Here is a 21,797-nt window from a genome sequence, read left to right on the forward strand (position 1 = left end):
AAGTGGTTTTTCTTTACAGGATTTGTTTTGTTACTTGTTTAAGGTGATCAGAACGAATTTGTTTATCATGTTTCATAAATACTTCCTCTTCTGATATACCGTTGATTTCCCAAATCCGACCGTAAGTCTCTTGCCATGGAGCTAATTGGAGGCTAGTCACCATCATGCTTTCATGACCACTTTGACATAATGGTGAGACAGCCAAATTTCCACTTTTTTCTGACCAAATTTTCTCTCTTTTCCCAACAGCTAATTGGATTTCTTTCCCTTGGAAGAAATTTAAAGCTAATAGAGTTATAATTGGACTTCCGTAATGCATAATCGTTTGTCTCGAAGGAGAAATAAACGCTACCTTTGAAGAAACCGTCCCAAATCTTTGTTGATGAACGACAAACTTAATATTAAGATTTTCTTCTGATTGATTTTTAAAGATAAATGTATAAACGAAACTATTTTCCTCTTTTTTATACTCTTGTAAAATAGTTAGTTGAATATCCCATTGCTTATGGAAAGCGACAACTATGGATAGGTCTGACCAACGTTCTTGTTTAGAAGACATTTCCCATTCACTACTATTTAACCAAGAACATTTTCCATCTAACCAGACAGCAAATTTCTTCAAGAAGTGGTAATTTTTTTTTTGAAAAGTGAACATACTAGGATGTTTGCTGTTTAATATAATTAATTTGTTCAATGTATTCACCTGCCAGTTGTTTTGCATGTGCTCCATCTGTCGATTGAGCATATACAGTAAATGTTCCTCGTTCTTGGTCTGGAACAATAAATGTCCAACTTTCCTCTGTATGCTTGACTTTCATCCCATCAATTAGTTCTACATTCTTTCCTTTTAACGATTCCAATAACTTTCGCATAACAATACCTTTTTGTTGTGTTTTACACTTTACTTCTTGTTTATAGATAGATTGTACAGGGAGATCACTTAAAACTTCTGAAAGAGTTTGCTTATTTCCGACAACATGGTCTAATAGTTGAACGATCGCATATGGACCATCATAAGACATCATTTGGACTGTTCCCTCTGATTCCATCATTGCACGAGCAGATGTCTTTGTCCTAATAAGTGTTTTATCGTAACTTGCTGCTACCTCTTCAAGAGCGCTTCCACCATATAACGGAACGGCTAGCTCTTGTCGTAAACCTTTTTCAAGTTGCATATAGATAAACAGCATTAATTGTTCTTCTTCTAAGACCAAATGTCCTTGTTCTGTCATTAAACTGATGAACTCTCCACTTTCACCAACCATTATTCCAAAATCAGCATTAAACTCAAGTAAAGTTTCTCTCATCGTCTCTACATCTACTTGATCAGACATACTATGAATCGAGCATCCCAGTTGTTCAAGTATAGTTTGGAATAATGGAAGGTTACTTGATGATTCTTCATGAAGAACCACTTTAATACTTCTTGCTTTTATCGCTTCAACATTAATATGTTCCATCAAATTAGCTATGTAAATTTCTTCTAATTGATGGTTTGTTTCAAATTGACCAACATATTCAAATGCTACCCTACGGTAAGATTGAAACGTTATCACTTGTTCCAACTCACGTTGTTCAGAAGAACTTATCGGCAATCCATCTTCGTTAAAGAACTCAATGATTAACTGCTTTTCATGATTTTTATCTAACAATCTAATATAAATACCGCCTTTAGCATCACTCTGTTCAACACTAAATCTTAAAACTGGCAACATTGTTTGTCCGAGTTCAACAACATCTACACCCGATGCTTGTAAACTCTGAATGAGCGATAATTTCATAATCTGTGAAAAAGAATTACTATCGCTAGCCACTAATATTCGTGCACCTTGATTGAGCAAGCTTCCATAAGCAGCACCAAATTTAGAGGCTTCCTCTGTAGTCATTTCACTATTTGCAACACCGGTAGCGCGATGTCCTCTTAATAATGATTTTGCTCCAACTTCATTCCATACAAAGGACTGTGGAACAGTTGTGGCTTCCTCCACTCTTTTATATGGCCAAACTTTAACCTCTGGTTGGATTCTAGCCTCTTCTCCAATGACCGTATTATGACCAATGACAGCACCTTCGAATATTGATGCTTTGGTGCCAACGGTCACACCTTGGCATAAAGTAGCCCCTCTTAGTTCACTATCATCACCGATATATGAGCCATCCCAAAGAACAGAACGCTTAATTGAAGCCTTATTCGATACAGTTGACCCTGAGCCAATAACTGCGTGTTCTCCTAAGTGAGCCCCAGACCGAATAACTGAATTTGAACCTATTGAAACAGGCCCTTCAATTTTGACTCCTTCTTCAATAATGACATTTTCCCCAACCCATACACTCGGTTGAATCTCAGTTCCTTGAATAAGAGCATCAAGATCACCGCTTAAAATATCACTTTGAGCTTGGCGATATTGCTTTAGGTTACCTATATCTGACCAATAACCTTCAGCAGAATATCCATACAAAGGTGATTGATCAGCTAATAGCTTTGGAAAAACGTCCTTACTAAAATCTACTACTGCATCTTCTTTAATATATGAAAAGATTTCTGGATTCATAATATAAATACCAGTATTGACGGTATCACTAAATACCTCACTCCAGCTTGGCTTTTCTAGAAAACGAACAATTTTATCTTGTTCATCCGTCATAATCACACCAAATTCTAATGGGCATTCAACTTGTTTCATAAAAATAGTAACTAGACTTTCATTTTTTTCATGAAAATCAATTCCTGATTGAAGGTTAAAATCTGTTAAAGCATCACCACTTACAACGACAAAAGGTTCATCTAGAAATTCTTCCGCTTGCTTCACACTCCCAGCTGTCCCTAAAGGAGTCGTTTCCTCAAAATAATGCAATTTCACTCCAAATTCAGACCCATCTCCAAAATAATCTTGAATAACATCTGATAAATATTGAACCGTCACAGCAATTTCAGTAATTCCGTATTTCTTTAATAGTTCAATGCTATATTGCATAACTGGCTTTTGAATTAATGGAACCATTGGTTTTGGTACATTACAAGTTAATGGACGTAATCTCGTACCCTTTCCTCCTGCCATGATGACACCCTTCATATTTGATAGCCTCCCTTAAATTTAAATAGTTAGTTCTAACTCTCCAACTAGACATTTTTCTATTTCTTCTTCTGTTTGCTTCGCAATGGTCTCCCAGTTAAACTGCGATTTAACATCGCGTAGTCCTTGAGTAGCTAATGCTTCTCTTGAAATTGGATGATTATAAAGATAGAGAACTTGCGTAGCCAAACTTTGTACATCACCTGGAATCATTTTCAATCCATTCTCTTCATGTCTAATAATCCCAGCTAATCCCCCTGTATCGGATACAATGGTTGCTTTCCCAGCAGCGAGGCCTTCTAAAGCAACGATTCCAAAAGGTTCGTAATAACTTGGGAAGATCGTTGCATCACAACGAGAAAACCACTCGTTTCTCTCTTCATCACTGACAAAACCGAGGAATGTGACATGTGAATCTAATTGCCTTTCTGCAACTTGTTGCTGATAAGCTTGGAGCATTGGACCCTTTCCTGCTATAACAAAACGAATCTTCTCATTTCTTTCTTTTAACATCGCTGCTGCATCAATAACCGTTTGATACCCTTTTTCCTTAACCATTCTACCGACTGAAAATACAGTGAACTCATTATTGTGTTCGATTGTATTTGATCCTGTATACGGGCGAAGCAGATCGATATCTACACCATTTGGTATGACAGCAAGCTTTTCTTCTGGCATTGAAAAGATTGTTAATAATTCTTCTTTCATATAGTCACTGCAAACGATAACCCGATCAGCTTCATAAGTAAGTTCCCACTCTTTTTGATTTATTTCATATTGCAATTCACTATGGATCCCATTATTTCGGCCATGTTCCGTTGCGTGAATAGTAGCAAGTAGCGGAAGTTGAAGAGCTCTTTTAATTGCAGTAGCCGTTACGCCAACTAGCCAATCATGAGCGTGAATAATATCAAATTGTTTTTTTCTTGCTAGCTTTTCGATATAGCGAGTCATTTCAATATTTAAACTCCCAACCCAATCAAAGAAGTTAGCAGCTTCAGGCTGCAATCCTTTAATACGGTGAACATGTACACCTTGGTTGATTTCATAATCTGGATAACCAGCTACATGTGATGTAACAACATGAACCTCATGCCCCTCATTTACCATTGCCCTTGAAAGGTCAAATACATGTCGAGATAACCCGCCGACCATCATCGGTGGAAATTCCCAACTAAGCATTAAGATGGAGCGTTTCTGCTCTTGATCAACCTCTTCTTTCGTTTGAATGTACGCATCATGGGGGGAGAAAAAGACCTGTTCATCAATTTCCGGTAAAAATGGATAACTCTGTTCCATTCTCAGTATCCATTCATCCTGTACCGATCCATTTAGTAATTTCTCCTTTGTTACATCAAATCGACTAAGGTGTGTTGCAAATCGTTCATGAGCATATTGAACAGCACTTTGTCCATCCATAATAAATGCCCAATCACTGCTTACTGCCAACATCCATTCGCGAACCATTTGTTTTAAATAACGTTTTTCTAAGTCCGTTGAATTTGAGAAGAGTGCAACAACTGTTGCTAGATCTGTCTCCATTCGGTGGTGATGACGGTAGAGGTATTGGTTTTTTTCATTTATCCAGACATCACCGTAGCCTTCACGCCCCCAGGTCGAGAAAGAAATATGAGATGTATCGAAATCTTGATAGTGTCTGTCAATATATGATTCAGGAGTCACAAAATGGATTCGATTCTGCCCTTTCTTGATTACTTGTCCAATCCACTCAGGCCCTTCAAACCACCAATGCCCAAAAAGTTCTGCATCAAAAGGAGTAACCATTAAATATGGAGGATAACACTGGTCTCCGTGCTCGTTTATCTCATTTTCAATGGAATATAGGAAGTGATCAGCGTGGGCTTGTATTTTCCCTTCAGCCCATTTACGAACGTATATTGCTTTTTCTTCACCTTCACCTGTTATTCTCTTGTGTTTAATTCCAGTATCTATTCTTATTCCGTCTTCATGAACATATGGTTTTATATAATCCCATTCTCGTTCATAGGCTATATCTCGATAAAACTCGCGGTAATCAACATCACCAGGGTAACCTTGAGTTGAACTCCACACTTTGCTTGACAAGGTTGTGTGCCTTGGAAACAAGATTAATCCATGTGGTGAATAAACTGGTGCTCCACTACCTTTAGATGGTATTGGTTCTGCGTTTAATACTGCATGTTCATCAACAAAAGTATAGGTAATGCCTTCTTCGACTAAAATGCGATCAATACCTGGTGCAATAGCACACTCTGGCAACCAAAAACCTCGAGGCTTCTTCCCAAAATGTTGTTCAAAACAACGAATGGCCTCGACAACTTGAGAACGAATGGCTGATTTGGTTTTTACAAAAGGTAAAAATGCATGAGTTGCTGCACTTGTTATACATGTAATAACTCTTTTTTCGAATAATTCGCGGTAAGCATATAGTATGTTTTTATTATAATTAATAAATGTATTTTTAATTTTCTGATAACGATTGATGTAAAATAATACGAGATCTTTCTCCTCTTTTGTTTCTGCTAATTTCTCTTCTTTGCCTAATAGTTCCTCGGTCTTAATGATGTAATCTAAATATCGTTCCTGAATCGTTGGATCGGCCAACATTTCTAATACCGGTGGAGAAAAAGAAATTGTCAGTACATCTTTTGATTCTACTTCATTTAACTCCCATAGTAATGGTATGTATGATTCTGTAATCGCTTCAAATAACCAACGTTCTTCAAGCCGTCCCTCTTCCTTGTGACGAACATAGGGAAGGTGAGCATGTAGAATTAAAGAATAATACCCTTCCTTCAAAAAAAACCCCTCCTATTTTACTGTTTCATAATACGAATAAGTACTGAAGTGTTCGAGCCATTTAGGTTCATGTTGGTTGCCAGTTTTCCATTGATTCACAGCCTCAACATGTAAACCTTGTGTTGCTTTTTCGGTCCGAGGTGTATCAATTGCATTCGACCTTAATAAAGATAAAAATGAACCTTGTCTTGTTTGAATGCCTAAATCTATGATAAATGTACGGTTAGGCTCTAAATCCCTTATCATCCAATTATTCGTCATCTCAGGAATATGAATATCAAAGTAACGATGAGCATTATGCCCATTAAATTCAATCATTGTACAATCATAGACTCTTAATTTCTTAGTTAACTCATTCCATTGAAGGCGTGTTTGGTGTTCAACTGCTTTTCTTAAAGATGAGCTAATTTCCCAAAAGGAATATATAGAAGTTGGACTTTGCGGAAGCAAAGTGATTTCATCTCGTTCATAATTCGAGGGTACAATTGGAGTAAAATTCATATCGTCATTCTCCTTATTCTCTTCTTGTTGTTGGCGGTGCTTTTGATACCGGTATTGAACTTTTCCAACTGTAGTATCTAATTCAATTGCAATTTTTCGAAAGGAATATCCTTTTTCTCTCAAAGCAAGTATTTCCTCAATCAATACTTTCACCTCCAAATAAAACTTAATTTTTTTAAGAACAAATAGTTACTTTATGTAAGTAAGTTACAAAGTATGACTATTTTTTTGTTATATTAATCATACAATTCAATTTTTCAGCAAACAAGAAGCCCATTTTGTCTTATTTTGTCAGGTCAAGGCTAGTTAGGCATTTGATTCACAAAAAAAATTATTCGCCTTTTTTCGCCATCTATTTTTGTCAAATCTTCGGGTCGTTTTTTGGCGAAAGTACTAAAAAGTCCGAAAATGTAAGCGCGTTCTTTGCTGAATGTCGAATTAAGTAAAAAACTCTTTGGAATTTAACTTCAGTTTATTTCTTGCTATACTGATACTATTCATATTTTTAAAAATGAAAGTAGGTTGTTTTTAGTGGAACTATCTATTATTGTCTTGTTATCTTTTGCTGTTCTCCTTTTTATTTTATCGTTCTTTCGTAAAGACCGAATAAAACAAGTGGAAAAACAACTTGACCACATGTCCATTACATATATGCAAGAAATTTACCAATTAAAAAGGAAAATTCAAGTACTAGAAGAAGAATTGTTAGTAAGCAGTGATAAGCAAAATCATCATGTACAACATAAAAACTACATAAATGATATTAATCAAAAGCGATAAATTTTTTCGGTACATTGTTAATCAAAAAGATATTGAAAAGAAAAGATTTAGAGGAAGATATTATTATTAAATAAACATAGACTTCTACATGACGCTGTTGCTACGAGATATTATCTTACATAATAAATATGAATAAAATAAAAAGATGTGTTTCATAAAGGTTAATTCCACCTTTGAAACACATCTTTTTTATTCATCGGGCTGTTCAAGAATTGGACGTTCTGCTCTTTCAGGTCCATTTCTCAGATCTTTCATATCAAAATAGGCATCTAAAGCTTGACTGGCAATTTCTTGAGCCATTCCTTGTCTTCCACCATTTCTTTCTAACTTCACATTCGGTACGACAACCGCAAATGCAATTTCGGGGTTATTAAAAGGCGCGTAGCCAACAAGGGTCTGAGTATTCCCATCAACGAACCGACGGTCATTTCCTGTCCCCACAGCTACTCGGACCTGAGCCGTACCCGTTTTTCCAGCTGGCTGATAAGGTTTATTCGCAAAACGACTACTAGCAGTACCTCGCGTCATTACACCGCGCAAACCTTGTTGAACACGAGAAAGATATTGTTCATTCATATCAATTCGATTTAGAACTTTTGGTTCAAATTTTTGAACAACCGCACCTTGCTCATCTGTATTTGAGACAGGTTCACGAATTTCCGTGACTAACCTAGGTTGCATTCTAAGTCCATCATTAGCTATGGTAGAAATATATTGCGCAAGCTGTAGCGTTGTATACGTATCATACTGACCAATCATTAAATCTAGTAGGTTTCCATAGATAGTTGATCCACCCGTTAAACCTGTTGAGCTTGACGGTAAATCTATACCTGTCTCAGACCCTAAACCAAATTGGCTAAAATTATACCTAATTTCATTGTAAGCCTCTGCTACTGAATTATTTGTCCAATTACAATTATTAGGGTACTTACAATTAGCCATTAGCATCGCCATTTCAAACATATAAACATTGGATGAGACTTCGAGAGCTCGCACATCATTCACCCAACCAAAATTCCGTACCGATTTCTTCTCAGGAGTTGATGGTAACCTAATTGGTCGATCATTAAAACTTTTACCAGGGTGAGCAACTCCAACTTCAAACCCAGTTAATACAGAAGCTGCTTTAATTGATGAACCCATTTCAAATGCTTTCGTCACATTTCCTATATGATCAGCTTTTGTTTCTCTCGTTTTATTAGCCGGGTCGTTAAACCCTGCCATTGCCAAAATATCCCCAGTACGAGGATCCATCAAAACAGCATAAGCCGATCGATCTAGAATAAAGGAATTGCCGGCCTTTTTCATTTCTTCAGATATAATTCTTTCTAAGCTTTGCTGCAATTCCATATCAACACTTAGTACTAAATCATTTCCCCGTTGGCCAAGTCGTTCATTGACTGTATGATCTACTGAGCCGCCACTTGAATGTGTAATGCTTTCTACAACAGCTTTTTGACCTCGTAACACATCTTCATATTGTAATTCGAGAAAACTTGTCCCTACGATATCAGAGCGTTCATAACCCCTCGCCAAATAGTAGTCGATTTTTTCTCTTGGTATCGTTCCAGTTGATCCAAAGACACTACGTAATGATTCTCCATACACATAATTTCTACGTGAATCTCTTAATATATCAACTCCTGGCAATCGATATAAATTTTCGCTTAATTTATGAGCTTCCTCTTCTGTAATTCCACGTTTTATTCGCTGTGGAGAATTGGCATAACCACGGGACATTTCACGATAAATAGCAAGGACACGCAAATCTGTTTCCGATAAAATTTCGGTTTTATCGCTTGAAATACGTTCAACCTCTAATTGGTATTCTTCAGATACACTTTCCAATTCATTTCGTTCTTCTCGACTAACAAGGTCAAATCGTTCCTCTTGAGTCATTTGCATTAAAATATAATCTTGTTTGTCGCGCTCTGTAATTCGATCTGTTTCAATATCAATTAATTGTTCTAATTCTCGGGCAATACCAAGCATAGTATCTGCACTTGTTGATCTAGACGGATTCGTATACGTTACTGATAACTCTAGTTCATTATCAACAACTACATTGCCAAACCGATCATACATCAACCCTCTAGGTGCATCAATTCTTGCTGTCGTATTACTTGTTCCCTCAAGTTCTTTTACAAACTCTTGTCCTTCTACAATCTGAACAACCCCCAAACGCAGGATTAAAATAGAAAATAATACGAACACAGCAAAGAAAAGGACATTTAATCGAGTTGGAACATGATGTTTCTTCTTACGCTTTGATGCTCTTTCCACCTTGGATGGTCCTCCTAAAAATTTCTATTTACATTAGAATAGGCACCTTTAGTAAGGTGCCTACTTTGATTGCGAAAGTCGTAACCCGCGTATGCCGTTGCTTCAGTTGTTTCATGAACCTACTCTCGTAGGTGGGTGTTCGCAGAATCACATTCAACGTCCAGAACAAGCTGGCTTGTTGGCAGTGTTTCAATATAGAACTCCCTTTAATAAATCAAGGTTCGAAACAAGGAGAAGCTGACTAACACGGCAGGCAACGTTTTTATTGATTTTATTATAGCATACCCAATCCTTTTGTCAAAAGGGAAAGGAAACCAACTACATACTCGTTCCACTTCCACCTGAAGGATCGCCATCTCCTCCTTTTTGTCTAGCAAAGCTATAGCTTTCTCCCCCTTTGTTTTCTTTGAAATGAACATGTCTAACAAAAAAGTAAATGACCGTATGGCCAGCACCAAGTACAAGTAAAAGAATTGGAATACCTCTTTCCTCAGAGAAAAATGTCACAGTAGCTAAAAAAGCTAGTACTGACACAATACGACCTGAGTTTACAAATAGCTCTCGTACAACAATATACTCTACTCTCATCTCCGCTGCCTTCCAACCTTTCCCAATCACATCAAACGTGAGAGAGACATAAGGGACAAGTAACATTGGATATGCTATTGAAACAACAACACCATATGTTATAAGCTTCGCAAATGTTAATTCGCCTAGTACAATGATGAAAATCGCCCCATATAAGATTAAACCACCGATCAATATTAATCTTTTTCTAAACGTTGGTTTAATTACTCGAGTAATTACATAATACGCAACAAATTGTGTGGCAGAAGCCACTAACCCATACGTACCGATTGCTAACTCGCTACCTGTTGCAATGTACACCCAAACAACAATTACAAAAACGAAAGTCCCTTCTCGTAAGCCTTGGAAAAAATGAGCCCTCGTAATTTGCCGCCAATTTGGATTGTGTTTTCGTTCTTTTAATATTCTCCTAAAACAAAACTGTCCCTCAGCGGCACGACGTTTTAACATGAAGCTTGTTAAGACCGCTGCCAAAAAGAGAGCTAAGGAAATTGTAAAAATAATTGTATAACCTGTAAATTGCTCCATCCTTGTAATAATAAATCCTGATAAGATTGGCCCGATCATCCCTGCAAAGGAGGTTAATAAACCTAAAAAACCATTAAAAAAATCTCTTGTTTCAGGTTCTGTTATTTCAAACGTTAATACATTAAATCCAAGCCAATAGAAACCAAAACCCGTCCCGATTAATACACCTAAAAGAACTAAATATTCATTTGCATTCTTTCCTAAAAAAAGTACGGTTGAGAAAAAAATAGCCAGCGCGATGACACCTGCCCTTAGAACAATGACCCGGTCAATCTTCTTAGCTACTTTCCCTGCAAAAATAAATGCAATTGGCTGCATAACAACGGATCCCAAGTTATATAGAGCAATATCTACAAATTCACCTGATTGTTTCCACAAATAAACATTGACGAAAGTATTAGACAAGGCAATACTTAGCGCATACAACCCACCAATTATGAGCAATAGCTTTAAGTCCCTTGTCACTTCTATATCACCAATTACTTTCTTTACCAATACCTTATTCACCGACTCCACCACCCTCACAAGTAGTGTGTCACTTGAAAAACCGGTTATACAAAAAGGCCCTAAGGTTTTTCCTTAGGGCCTTTTGTATTCTTTATTTAGCTTCGTTATAACGTTTTGCAACTTCATCCCAGTTAACAACATTCCAGAATGCATTAATGTAATCAGGACGACGGTTTTGGTAGTTTAAGTAATATGCATGCTCCCAAACATCAAGACCTAAAATTGGAGTCTTGCCTTCCATTAATGGAGTGTCTTGATTTGGAGTGCTTGTTACAGCAAGCTTACCACCATCAACAACTAGCCAAGCCCAACCAGAACCAAAACGGTTAGCACCAGCGTTTGCAAATTCTTCTTTGAATGCATCAAAGCTGCCAAATGTTGAAGTAATCGCATCAGCAAGTTCACCTGTAGGGTTGCCACCTCCATTTGGACTAAGGATTTCCCAGAACAAAGTGTGGTTAGCATGTCCACCACCGTTGTTACGAACAGCACCACGGATATTTTCTGGTACTGCATCTAGATTAGAAACTAACTCTTCGATGCTTTTACTAGCAAGATCATCATGACCTTCAAGTGCTGCATTTAACTTTGTAATGTAAGTATTGTGGTGCTTACCATGATGAATATTCATTGTTGCCTCATCAATATGAGGTTCTAGTGCGTTTGCTGCGTAAGGTAATTGCGGTAACTCATATGCCATGTTAAATTCCTCCTCAAATGTGAATCTGATTATTGGCGGAGTATGTACTCCAAAAATGTGGACTTTTGCAACATTTTTGTTTCATAAGTCTTCCAATTCATACATTACCAAAATTTGAACATTCTTGCAATGATTATGCTCAGGTAATTTTAAATAATGTAACCACATTTACTCTACCCTTACTCTAGATGAATTAAACTCAATTTCGTCATAACAAAAATCCCCAGACATAAACATGTACAAACCCTTTTTCAATTACTAATGGAGGAACAGTATGAATTGGTGGCAAGCATTAATTATAGGTTTTATTCAAGGAATATCCGAATTTTTGCCAATCTCAAGTACAGCGCTTATGCTAATAGTCCAAAGGCTACTTGATATACCTATTGGAGAAAATTTCAAACTGGCATTTGAAACCTTTTTACATTTCGCTTCTGTTTTAGCTGTTATTGTTTATTTTCGTCGCGATTTATGTAAGATCCTGCAAGATTTTATAACCTATATTCAAACGAAAAATATTAAAGCACAAGCAAACTACAGATTCGTACTTTTATTGATTATATCAACAATTGTAACTATTTCAGCTGGGAAAATGATCGAGTCGGTTCTCGGAAAACAATTAACTAATTCTGCAACTATTGGAGTTTCTCTCATTATTACTGGATTATCGCTAATATTAATAGAACATGGATTAAATGGAGGGATAAGACGACTATCAATGTTAAACTGGAAGGATGGAATAATTATCGGAATAGGGCAAGCTCTCTCATTAATCCCAGGTATATCAAGAACAGGGAGTACATTATTCACCGCTCTTTGCTTAGGCTTGTGTAAAGATACTGCACTTCGCTACTCATTTCTTCTGTCTATTCCCGTCTTCCTCGGTATGACCATATTAAAATTACCAGATTTAATAAAAAGCCATACACAGATCAGTCTCTTTTCCTTATTCGTTGCCTTTATATCTTCATTTATTTTTGCATTAATAGGGATTAAATGGTTTATTTCGATGTTAAAAAACACTAAGTTAACATATTTCGCTTTTTTCTGTATTGGACTTGGGATTTTCACATGGAGGTTTATTTAATACAAAAAAGGACCTCTAAGCACGAGATCCTTGAATATGTAATATATATGGCGGAGGAAGAGGGATTCGAACCCCCGCGCGGTTTAACCCGCCTGTCGGTTTTCAAGACCGATCCCTTCAGCCGGACTTGGGTATTCCTCCGAATTAACTTTGTAAAAATCATGGTGGACCCTGTAGGACTCGAACCTACGACCGATCGGTTATGAGCCGACTGCTCTGACCAACTGAGCTAAGGGTCCTCTATGGGGCGACTGATGGGAATCGAACCCACGAATGTCGGAACCACAATCCGATGCGTTAACCACTTCGCCACAATCGCCTTAAAACATTTAATTAAAGTAGCGGCGGAGGGAATCGAACCCACGACCTCACGGGTATGAACCGTACGCTCTAGCCAGCTGAGCTACGCCGCCATAATGGCTCCACAGGTAGGACTCGAACCTACGACCGATCGGTTAACAGCCGATAGCTCTACCACTGAGCTACTGTGGAATATCAATTAAGAGACAAGAATTATCTTAACATGCTCTTCAAATTACGTCAACACTTTTCCGGAAATTAAATAGAAAATATTTCATAACATTAATCCTGCTATAACTTACCATACTTCAAATAATTAAACAAGCCTACTTTTAGAGAAAAATCAAGGTACCCCTATACTTAAGGGCACCTTGATTACTTAAATTAGTGGTCTTCACCAATTACGGCTTCAGCAATATTAACAGAATGATCGCCGATCCGTTCTAAATTACTAACAATATCGACAAAAACAATTCCAGCTGAACCAGAACATTTCCCATCATTCACTCGTTGAATATGCTGCTTTCTAAGCTTTCTTTCCATTTTGTCTATTTTTTCTTCTTTCTCCAAAACATAATAACCCCAATCGCTTGCTTGAGAGTCATAAAACCTGCATTAACAAGACCGATGGTTAAGACGGTGGTCCCCGTACTTGTTTGAAGAAGTACCGTTACAAATAGTCCTGCAAATACCCCCATAACAGGATTTGTCGTAAACTTATCTAGAACATCTCGCAATCCATCACCAGCAACCTTTTGTAACCCATCCCCCTTGTATTTAATACCAAAAAGGAAAATACCAAGTTCACCAAAAAACATGAACACCCTGTCTGTTATTAAGCATTCATCAAGGGTTTGTAAACTATAAATTATTAAAAATCATCTTTATTTCAATAATTCATGATTTTCTTCAAAAAGCCCTCTGTAATTGAAATTCAATGATAGCATTTTTAACCGCAATTCGTTAAAATAACGGAGTATGAAAGAGGTGAACAAATGAGTTACTGGGAATGGTTTATTAAAAGCTTCTACAATAGAAAAGTGATTGCATATTCTCGCTTTCGACCAATAACGACAACAATTGGATTTGTCTTAATGATTATATTTATTGCGAGTATCCCTTATTTTATCTCTTTAAATATTACTATTGTTTCAAGCGTACAACAGCTTGATCGTATTTTAGAAAATGATTTACCTGACTTTCATCTAGTTGAAGGTACATTATTTTTGGAAGAGGAAGAGGTCTACATTACCGATGAAGTGAGTGATGGCTTTTTCCTAATTGACCCTGCTAATTCGTTATCAGAAAGAGAATTATTGGAGCTAGACGAGGGTATTGCATTACAGCAAAGGGAATTTCTTTTTATCTCGCATGGACAAATTCAATCGATCTCTTATTCACTCCTCGGCTTACAGGAGCTTTCTAAAGAAGATCTCTCACTTCGTATTAGTCAACTTTTAAATTTCTTGCCGATCTTATTAACGATCATAACAAGTTTATTATTTGTAGGACTTGCTGGTCTAGGCTTTTTAAGTATTACCATTCTAGCTTTTCTAGCTCTTTTTATTAAAGGAAAAAGAAAGTTAGAATATCGCCATACGTGGATTATCACCGCACACGCACTCACACTGCCGGTCATCTTACTATATTGGATAGATATTCTTATCTTCCCTATACCGTTTACTGCGTTTGCATTATCAACCTTTATAATTGTTCTTGTAGCGATTAGGTCTATCCCTATTCCTAAGCGCAGCACATCCTAGCTAAAAAGACGAGGACCTTACAACAACTTAAATAAAGGGTTATCCCCAAAGTGGGATAACCCCTCCTAACATACCTTTCACTACATTGATACTCCTAGATACTCCTACTCTTGCTTTTCTTCTTCCTCTAATGGTTTAATTAAAATTCTTGTACCATCTACCGACATGACAATGATATCCTGATTTGCTTCAATCCAACTTCCACCACTTGTTGCACTATATTGCTCTCCTTCAATCTCGACCGTACCAGTTGGCCTGAATGAACTGATTGTTCTTCCTCTTTTTCCGACAAGTTGATGGTATTTTTCATTAATGGAATTGTAGCCCAACTCATTAGTTAGTTTATCTTTCAACGTCATTTTTGCCCATAAATTCCGTGATGGAAAGACCTTTAAAAACAATGCTGAACTAAACCCTCCAATGATAAACCCCATTGAAACTAATACACCATATATGAAAGATGGGGCTGGGACTGCTAAGCCAATGATCATTAATACGACCCCTAATAATGCTACAGTTCCATCAGTAATCACTTTTCCATCTATTACGATTAATGCTAGACCTACGATATATAAAATCACAACCCATAAGCCTACATCACCTGTAATGTGGTAAGAGAAATACATTGCCATTATTGCAATTCCTAGAATAGCAAATAGTCCTTTAACTCTTACTAATAACTCTCCAATTAAAAATAATGTTCCTAAAAATACGACGATAAACCCTATACTAGGTGAATCTAGCCATTCCATTCCCCTGCCTCCTTTCAATGTTATGTACGGTCATGTCAGTACATTCGTTTCATTAAATTTTCAATCAAAAAAAGAGAGGTTCTCCCTCTCTCATTATGAACTAAATAAACCACGAAGGGAATCAATTAGCCGATTAATTAAATCAAGAAAATTCTTAATAAACCCTTGCGTATCTTCCCGATTTAAAAATTCTCCCAAATTATCTCGCACCCTTGAAATTTGATCTTGAACTTGATTCCAGTCAATGTTAAGGTCTTTCATTCTCATAAAGAGGGAAACCAATCCGTTCAATTCTTCATCAGTTAACGTAATACCGAGTTCAGCAGCAACGCGACGAATTAGCTCTCTAAGGTCCTCTTCTGTTTCAACAGGGTTATTGGCAATTTCTTCTTTAATTCGATTCATCAGTTCTGTCGCTTCTTCCATTCCGATCGAATCACTTAATTCACCAGTACGTATCAATTCTTCATTTGCAATTTGCTTTTGCTCTTCTGGAATTTCAATCTCCGTAGCAATTTCATATGCTTTAATTAACCCTGTTAAAGCTGCTGTTCCAGAAACAGGTATTGGAGCTGTAATGTATATATCAGCGTCCTCTACACCAGCTGTAATTAAAGCATTAGCATACATCTCATCCGAAACCCAGTTAATATTATTGGATTCAACTGCCAATCCTGCCCCTTCTTCACCAAGGGTGATTTTTGAAGAGGATAAAGCGTTTGTTCCAATTCTAGATGCACTAATGTAATTACCTAAATATTGATGTTCTTCCTCATTTGTCACATAAATAATCGTATCTTCTTGCGTTGCCCCCATCTCATCCAGTAGAGCTTGTTTTTGTGTTTCAGATAAATCCTCACCAAGAGTAATGATTACATCTCCTGGTATAGCATCAGCTAAAACAAACATTGGAAACACAAGTGCAAAAACTAGTGTAAGAGCTAAATATTTTTTCCAAATCAATTTCATTTTCATCTTCTCCTTTTGTGGCCACCACGATTTTTATCGCTAAGTCAGTTCTCGTGAATTAGACGAGATCCCTACTAAATAAGAAACACTTTTTCCACTATAATAAAAAGGTACCTTAGTACCAATTTTCTTCTAGATACGTGAAAGATCCGTGACAAGACATTCTTTTCCCACAGGGAAGCATTTCCAACTAAATAACAAGATAAGAACATTAAAAGTGACAAAAAACAAGGCCGTAAACATCATTTGTTCAACATTACTTATCCAGAAACCAAAGCAGAGCGGTCCTAGAGCAACTCCCAAAAATCGTAGCATTGAGTAAAAAGAAAATACAGTCCCTCTTTCCTTTTCTGACACAATGGAGGCCAGAGCTGCATTTGCTGCTGGAAGGACAATACCGAAACCAATTGCATAAATAGCCATTGAAATAACAAACCAATGTAATAATTGTTGTATAATCATCATAACAGAACCGAATGTCATAATTAATCCCCCGTAAATAAAGGCACGTTTGTAGTTATTCGCATTCCCTCTTAATATTCGCGCTGTTACATAGGAGAGAATAGTTAACATCAATAGTGGAAAAGCAAGCAAAAACCCATTTAAAAAAGATGAAAAGTCAGCACTAATTTCGAGTAAATACGAAAAGTAAAATAAATAACCAAATAAAAGGAACATCCCAATCAATCCAAATGTGAAGATCGGGGTCAGCCATCTCCAATGATTAAGAAATAGCCCTTTTAATCTCTGCCATTTTTTGATGTTCTTTTCCTTCGCTTTAAAAGGCGCTTTCTTTACACGGATGAAAGTAATAATCCCTACAAAAGCAAAAAGAGAGATTGCTAAATAAAATACAAAACTAAAGTACCAAGAAAAAGCTAAAATAACTCCCCCCACGATCGGGCTAATAACCTTACCTGCCCCATTAAATACTTCAATCGTCCCCAAGGCACGAACTCTTTGTTCTCCTTCAAAAAGATCTGTGATAAATGCCATTGCTAAAGGAGTTAAACTACCTGCTCCAATCCCTTGCAGAACCCGTCCAAACATCATGATCTCAAAAGCTCCAGCTGAGTTACCCATCATTCCAGCGAAAGCACTAATCATACAACCAATTATAATAAGTGGTAGGGCAATAAGAGCAATTCTTTTTCTGCCATAACGATCAGATAATATACCACCAAGTGGAACAAGAAGGGCAGCAGGAATGGAAAAGCTCGTTAAAAGCCAGCCACCTTCCACTGTTGTTAACCCCATATCCACTTGCATCTGTGGCAGTAAAGGAATAAACATAGAATTACCAATAGCCATTATAAAAGGGAGAAGTCCTATGAAAAAAAGTATGTAAGACGGCCGAGCATCCTCCATTGTATTCACTCCTTTCAAATTTATTCGTTTAGAAACTTCTTCCTCTAATTTGTCATAATCATCCTTAAACTACATATACTTTTATATGAAATGGCAATTTAAGGAGGACAAGCTCAATGAAACGGATTGGAACTTTTTTCATAATCCTCGTTATTTTATACAGCACTTATTATGATCTAACTATTGGAACTTTACCCAACGGACTTTCACATACCGCTACTCCTTCACAAATAGAAGAATTGGATGAAACGGAAATTCAAGAAACCTTTGTCGAAGAGTTTGAACCATTTAAAGAAATAATCGTTGAACCTGGTCATACTGTCTTATCAATTGTAGAGCACCTTCATGAAGGTCCTCTTTCAGCCACCATCCAAGAAATTGTTCATGATTTTGAAACTTTAAATGGCGGGACCAAACCAGAGGAAATTCAAATAGGAAAAAAATACTTGTTCCCTATATATTACTAAATGAACAACAATATAGTTATTTAGATAAGATCGTCTTCACTTTATCCTTGCCAAACAATTACGGACATTGATAAAATGAAGGCGATTGTCTTATTTAAGACTAGGTGAAGAGTAACTCTTCGAAATAAAGGAGCGATTGGTCAATGACCGAAATAATACATCGTACAAAAACACGCCCCGTCAAGGTAGGGAATTTGACTATCGGTGGCAATAATGAAGTTATCGTCCAAAGTATGACAACGACAAAAACACATGACGTCGAAGCAACAGTTGCTGAAATCAAGCGACTTGAAGAAGCTGGATGTCAGATTGTTCGTGTAGCTTGTCCTGATATGAGGGCAGCAGAAGCTATTGCGGATATTAAAGCACAAATTAACATACCTCTTGTTGTTGATATTCACTTTGATTATAAACTTGCACTAAAAGCAATCGAAGGTGGAGCCGATAAAATTCGTATTAATCCAGGAAATATCGGAAAACGCCACAAAGTGGAAGCCGTTGTTAAAGCAGCAAAAGAAAAAGGCATTCCTATTCGTATTGGGGTAAACGCTGGTTCCCTAGAAAAGCGCATCCTTGATAAATATGGATATCCAACAGCAGATGGCATGGTAGAGAGTGCCCTTCATCACATCCAAATACTTGAAGATCTTGATTTTCATGACATCATTGTGTCCATGAAAGCATCGGATGTTAATTTAGCGATTGAAGCATATGAAAAAGCAGCAAAAGCTTTTGATTATCCACTTCACTTGGGAATTACAGAATCAGGAACGTTATTTGCTGGGACAATTAAAAGTGCTGCTGGTTTAGGGGCTATACTGAATATGGGAATTGGTAATACTGTACGTATTTCTTTAAGTGCTGATCCTGTTGAAGAAGTAAAAGTAGCTCGTGAATTGTTAAAATCTTTTGGCCTTGCAGCCAATGCAGCAACACTTATTTCATGTCCAACTTGCGGTCGAATTGAAATTGATTTAATAAGCATTGCTAATGAGGTTGAAGAGTATATCGCAAGCATTAAAGCACCAATAAAGGTTGCCGTTCTTGGTTGTGCTGTTAACGGGCCTGGCGAAGCACGTGAAGCCGATATCGGGATAGCTGGTGCACGTGGCGAAGGGCTTCTCTTCATGAAAGGTGAAATCGTTAGAAAAGTGCCTGAAGAAACAATGGTTGAAGAGTTAAAAATTGAAATTGATAAAATTGCTGAGGAACACTTTAAAAAGCAGCGTGAATTAGAAAAAGCATAAGCTTATCGCTTATGCTTTTTCTCTGTTTGTTCCCCGTTCTCCCATTATCTAGTTAGAAAAATGGGGAGAAAAAGACTGTCATGAGAATCGAAACGGCACCAATTCCAATCGCCCAGTTACCAAGCGTTGTGGAGCCATAACGACGCGAAACAAAACCTATTACAATACCAGCTGCCCCAAGCAATACTGGCAAGAAGAATAAAGACAAAATGGAAAGTACAATCGCAAATGTTCCGACGCCACGTCCTGCAGTAGCATCATCTACGTTTGCTTCGGCTGTATCATCCCTTTCTGCCATCCCATTCACTGTTGCATATTCTGCAGCTGTTTCCTCTTGGAAATTTGTAACGAATGGTTCATCTTTTTCTTCTTCTCTTAATGAAAGGTCACGGGAATCTTCTCTCCCGTTTTCATATTGTCCTCCTTCAACATGGTTATTAACCAATGTTAAAGAACGATCGTCTTCATCAACCAACCTTATTGGTTCATCTTTCGGATGTTCTCGGTCTGCCATACGAATCCCTCACTTTCTTTTTTTCGGGGAACAGTTATAGTATGACGCAGACAAAAAGAATTATCGGTGTAAATCTTTTCATGCAGAGGAAACTCACTAGACCAACAGCTTAGTTTCGTGTAAGGTAAAGAATACAAGGATTTTTGATGAGGTGACGAAAAATGATAAAGAAAAGAATGGGATTGGATATAGACGGTACTGTCACTGATCCAAATACATTTATCCCGTATTTAAACAGACATTTCAAGAAATCGTTAACGTTAGATGATTTAACCGAATATGACCTAACATCCGTTCTTGATATATCAGAGAAACAATTTTGGGATTGGATGGGTAAACATGAAGGTCTCATATATAAAGAGGCAGAATTAGCTGCACATGCAGAATTAACACTACATGAATGGACAAAACATCATGATCTTATTTATATAACTGCAAGAAGATCTCACTTAGCTGAAATCACACAAAATTGGTTCCTGACAAAGTCTGTTCCTTATGATCACATTGAACTAGTAGGAAAGCATGATAAGCTTGATGCTGTTAGAGAACATCAATTAGATATCTTTTTTGAAGACAAACACGATAATGCGGTCGCAATTGCAGAAGAATTTAAAATACCTGTTATTTTAATGGATACACCGTATAACCGACTACCTTCTCCTAAAAATGTTATTAGAGCAAACAACTGGGTAGAAGCAAAAGAGTGGGTCGACAATTGGCTAAAGGAAACAACGTAAAAAGGACTGGCAAGATAGCCAGTCCCTACTCTTTACTCTTTTGGACGGAAGGTATGACAACATGTTTCTTTTATGGTGTGAGCAGAATCCTTGTGTTCAGCTTTTTCATAAGGCTCTTCTCCTGCTTCCATTGAATAGTCACGATTTGAATGTGAGTCTATTTCAACAAGAATCGATTCAGCTTGACACTTATTGCCTTCTCCCCAAAAAGAACAGTTTGCTACATTACATTTCACCATTGGCTTTGCCATAGTATCATCCCCTCCTACAATTTAGGATTGAACAAGACCTACAATTCATGTATTTCAAAATTTGGCACTTAATAATGCCTTCCTAATAGAAAAGGTGCAAAATTCACCCTAAAACAAACAACTACTTTGCTTGAACAAGGACTGCTTTTGCACCATAAGTTATTGTATACAATTTTCACATTTACCATAAATTTCGAACTTATGTCCCGTAACTTGAAAATCTGGAAATTTTTGATTAATTGAGTCCATAGGACAGTTCTCAATATGTTTTGTTTTTCCACATTCTAAACAGATTAAATGATGATGATGATTTGAAGTTGAACAGCTAAATCGAAAACGCTTCTCCCCTTCAAGTTCCGTCTCTTCTAATATATTGAGTTCTGCGAATAAAGATAAATTTCGGTAAATCGTATCAAAGCTCATCCCAGGATAATTACTTTGTAGACGTTCTAGTACATCCTTGGCAGATAAATACCTTTTTTGATCTGCGAAAAAATGTAACATTTCTTCTCTTTTCCCAGTATGCTTATATCCTTTATCTTTTAAGAGCGCCATTGCCTCTTCTACGTTCAAGATAAGCCC

20 protein-coding genes, 5 tRNA genes, 1 other RNA gene and 1 pseudogene are annotated in these 21,797 nt (G+C 37.1%); 6 read left to right on the forward strand and 21 right to left on the reverse strand.

The window, feature by feature from the left end; all coding sequences use genetic code 11:
* Nucleotides 1-13: 13 nt before the first annotated feature.
* The 4 genes from AC1FXP_RS05685 to AC1FXP_RS05700 are packed head-to-tail and all read right to left on the reverse strand — an operon-like array spanning nucleotide 14 to nucleotide 6,527.
* Complete coding sequence (locus tag AC1FXP_RS05685) at nucleotides 14-694, reverse strand: hypothetical protein (protein ID WP_480059271.1); 681 nt, start codon at nucleotides 692-694, stop codon at nucleotides 14-16.
* The gene (locus tag AC1FXP_RS05690; RefSeq protein ID WP_480059273.1) at nucleotides 657-3,074 is read right to left on the reverse strand and encodes a sugar phosphate nucleotidyltransferase; all 2,418 of its coding nucleotides are present in this window, start codon (nucleotides 3,072-3,074) and stop codon (nucleotides 657-659) included. Before AC1FXP_RS05690 ends, AC1FXP_RS05685 begins: the two co-directional genes overlap by 38 nt.
* 21 nt (nucleotides 3,075-3,095) lie before the next feature.
* Nucleotides 3,096-5,873 (reverse strand): 1,4-alpha-glucan branching protein domain-containing protein, encoded by a 2,778-nt coding sequence (locus tag AC1FXP_RS05695; RefSeq protein WP_480059275.1) that lies wholly within the window; start codon nucleotides 5,871-5,873, stop codon nucleotides 3,096-3,098.
* A 12-nt stretch (nucleotides 5,874-5,885) separates the two neighbouring features.
* Entirely contained in the window at nucleotides 5,886-6,527 is a 642-nt protein-coding gene (locus tag AC1FXP_RS05700; protein ID WP_480059277.1) for a DUF4912 domain-containing protein, read from the reverse strand.
* A 378-nt stretch (nucleotides 6,528-6,905) separates the two neighbouring features.
* On the opposite strand from AC1FXP_RS05700, the gene AC1FXP_RS05705 reads away from it, so the two are divergent.
* Entirely contained in the window at nucleotides 6,906-7,154 is a 249-nt protein-coding gene (locus tag AC1FXP_RS05705) for a hypothetical protein (RefSeq protein WP_480059279.1), read from the forward strand.
* A 189-nt stretch (nucleotides 7,155-7,343) separates the two neighbouring features.
* Here the strand turns inward: AC1FXP_RS05705 and AC1FXP_RS05710 are convergent, their stop codons facing one another.
* The 4 genes from AC1FXP_RS05710 to AC1FXP_RS05725 form a co-directional block, all read right to left on the reverse strand.
* Nucleotides 7,344-9,437: a peptidoglycan D,D-transpeptidase FtsI family protein gene (locus AC1FXP_RS05710; RefSeq protein ID WP_480059281.1), complete on the reverse strand. Its 2,094-nt coding sequence runs from the start codon at nucleotides 9,435-9,437 to the stop codon at nucleotides 7,344-7,346.
* A 78-nt stretch (nucleotides 9,438-9,515) separates the two neighbouring features.
* Nucleotides 9,516-9,696, reverse strand: a non-coding RNA gene (ssrS, locus tag AC1FXP_RS05715) — 6S RNA.
* 59 nt (nucleotides 9,697-9,755) lie between these two features.
* Nucleotides 9,756-11,060, reverse strand: a complete 1,305-nt coding sequence (locus tag AC1FXP_RS05720) for an MFS transporter (protein ID WP_480059283.1) — start codon at nucleotides 11,058-11,060, stop codon at nucleotides 9,756-9,758.
* A gap of 91 nt (nucleotides 11,061-11,151) precedes the next feature.
* On the reverse strand, nucleotides 11,152-11,760 hold the full coding sequence (locus tag AC1FXP_RS05725; protein ID WP_480059285.1) for a superoxide dismutase: 609 nt from the start codon (nucleotides 11,758-11,760) through the stop codon (nucleotides 11,152-11,154).
* 274 nt (nucleotides 11,761-12,034) lie between these two features.
* On the opposite strand from AC1FXP_RS05725, the gene AC1FXP_RS05730 reads away from it, so the two are divergent.
* Nucleotides 12,035-12,847, forward strand: a complete 813-nt coding sequence (locus AC1FXP_RS05730; protein ID WP_480059287.1) for an undecaprenyl-diphosphate phosphatase — start codon at nucleotides 12,035-12,037, stop codon at nucleotides 12,845-12,847.
* Between the two features lie 48 nt (nucleotides 12,848-12,895).
* Here the strand turns inward: AC1FXP_RS05730 and AC1FXP_RS05735 are convergent.
* The 7 genes and pseudogenes from AC1FXP_RS05735 to AC1FXP_RS05765 all read right to left on the reverse strand — a co-directional run.
* Nucleotides 12,896-12,988: transfer RNA gene (locus tag AC1FXP_RS05735), tRNA-Ser, on the reverse strand.
* A gap of 21 nt (nucleotides 12,989-13,009) precedes the next feature.
* A tRNA-Ile gene (locus tag AC1FXP_RS05740) sits at nucleotides 13,010-13,086 on the reverse strand.
* Nucleotides 13,087-13,090: 4 nt separating this feature from the next.
* A tRNA-His gene (locus AC1FXP_RS05745) sits at nucleotides 13,091-13,166 on the reverse strand.
* A gap of 20 nt (nucleotides 13,167-13,186) precedes the next feature.
* Nucleotides 13,187-13,260, reverse strand: a tRNA-Met gene (locus AC1FXP_RS05750).
* A gap of 4 nt (nucleotides 13,261-13,264) precedes the next feature.
* A tRNA-Asn gene (locus AC1FXP_RS05755) sits at nucleotides 13,265-13,339 on the reverse strand.
* 192 nt (nucleotides 13,340-13,531) lie between these two features.
* Nucleotides 13,532-13,717: a PhoU domain-containing protein gene (locus AC1FXP_RS05760; RefSeq protein ID WP_480059289.1), complete on the reverse strand. Its 186-nt coding sequence runs from the start codon at nucleotides 13,715-13,717 to the stop codon at nucleotides 13,532-13,534.
* Nucleotides 13,718-13,719: 2 nt separating this feature from the next.
* Nucleotides 13,720-13,965 (reverse strand): annotated as a pseudogene (locus AC1FXP_RS05765) (Na/Pi symporter); the annotation flags it as partial.
* Between the two features lie 177 nt (nucleotides 13,966-14,142).
* Between AC1FXP_RS05765 and AC1FXP_RS05770 the strand changes: the two are divergent.
* Nucleotides 14,143-14,910, forward strand: a complete 768-nt coding sequence (locus tag AC1FXP_RS05770) for a DUF1189 domain-containing protein (protein ID WP_480059291.1) — start codon at nucleotides 14,143-14,145, stop codon at nucleotides 14,908-14,910.
* Nucleotides 14,911-15,014: 104 nt separating this feature from the next.
* Here AC1FXP_RS05770 and AC1FXP_RS05775 read toward each other — a convergent pair whose 3' ends face one another.
* The 3 genes from AC1FXP_RS05775 to AC1FXP_RS05785 all read right to left on the reverse strand — a co-directional run bounded on the left by AC1FXP_RS05775 (nucleotide 15,015) and on the right by AC1FXP_RS05785 (nucleotide 17,999).
* Nucleotides 15,015-15,662: an NfeD family protein gene (locus AC1FXP_RS05775; protein WP_480059293.1), complete on the reverse strand. Its 648-nt coding sequence runs from the start codon at nucleotides 15,660-15,662 to the stop codon at nucleotides 15,015-15,017.
* Between the two features lie 93 nt (nucleotides 15,663-15,755).
* On the reverse strand, nucleotides 15,756-16,631 hold the full coding sequence (locus AC1FXP_RS05780) for a DUF1002 domain-containing protein (protein WP_480059295.1): 876 nt from the start codon (nucleotides 16,629-16,631) through the stop codon (nucleotides 15,756-15,758).
* A gap of 132 nt (nucleotides 16,632-16,763) precedes the next feature.
* Nucleotides 16,764-17,999: an MFS transporter gene (locus AC1FXP_RS05785; RefSeq protein ID WP_480059297.1), complete on the reverse strand. Its 1,236-nt coding sequence runs from the start codon at nucleotides 17,997-17,999 to the stop codon at nucleotides 16,764-16,766.
* Between the two features lie 116 nt (nucleotides 18,000-18,115).
* Between AC1FXP_RS05785 and AC1FXP_RS05790 the strand changes: the two genes are divergently transcribed.
* Both AC1FXP_RS05790 and ispG read left to right on the forward strand, forming a co-directional pair.
* Nucleotides 18,116-18,466 (forward strand): hypothetical protein, encoded by a 351-nt coding sequence (locus tag AC1FXP_RS05790; protein ID WP_480059299.1) that lies wholly within the window; start codon nucleotides 18,116-18,118, stop codon nucleotides 18,464-18,466.
* A gap of 152 nt (nucleotides 18,467-18,618) precedes the next feature.
* Nucleotides 18,619-19,713 (forward strand): flavodoxin-dependent (E)-4-hydroxy-3-methylbut-2-enyl-diphosphate synthase, encoded by a 1,095-nt coding sequence (gene ispG / locus AC1FXP_RS05795; RefSeq protein ID WP_480059513.1) that lies wholly within the window; start codon nucleotides 18,619-18,621, stop codon nucleotides 19,711-19,713.
* Between the two features lie 52 nt (nucleotides 19,714-19,765).
* Here the strand turns inward: ispG and AC1FXP_RS05800 are convergent, their stop codons facing one another.
* Complete coding sequence (locus tag AC1FXP_RS05800; RefSeq protein WP_480059301.1) at nucleotides 19,766-20,227, reverse strand: DUF4190 domain-containing protein; 462 nt, start codon at nucleotides 20,225-20,227, stop codon at nucleotides 19,766-19,768.
* Between the two features lie 161 nt (nucleotides 20,228-20,388).
* Here AC1FXP_RS05800 and AC1FXP_RS05805 point away from each other — a divergent pair, with 161 nt between their 5' ends.
* Nucleotides 20,389-20,964, forward strand: a complete 576-nt coding sequence (locus tag AC1FXP_RS05805) for a hypothetical protein (protein ID WP_480059302.1) — start codon at nucleotides 20,389-20,391, stop codon at nucleotides 20,962-20,964.
* Nucleotides 20,965-20,996: 32 nt separating this feature from the next.
* Here the strand turns inward: AC1FXP_RS05805 and AC1FXP_RS05810 are convergent, their stop codons facing one another.
* Nucleotides 20,997-21,215 carry a DUF1540 domain-containing protein gene (locus AC1FXP_RS05810; RefSeq protein ID WP_480059303.1) on the reverse strand — a complete coding sequence of 73 codons (219 nt, stop codon included), beginning with the start codon at nucleotides 21,213-21,215 and terminating at the stop codon, nucleotides 20,997-20,999.
* 159 nt (nucleotides 21,216-21,374) lie between these two features.
* A complete protein-coding gene (locus AC1FXP_RS05815) occupies nucleotides 21,375-21,788 on the reverse strand; it encodes a Fur family transcriptional regulator (protein WP_480059305.1) in 414 nt (137 codons plus the stop codon).
* Nucleotides 21,789-21,797: the final 9 nt, after the last annotated feature.

It is taken from the genome of Halalkalibacter sp. HAAS-P013, from assembly GCF_056619925.1.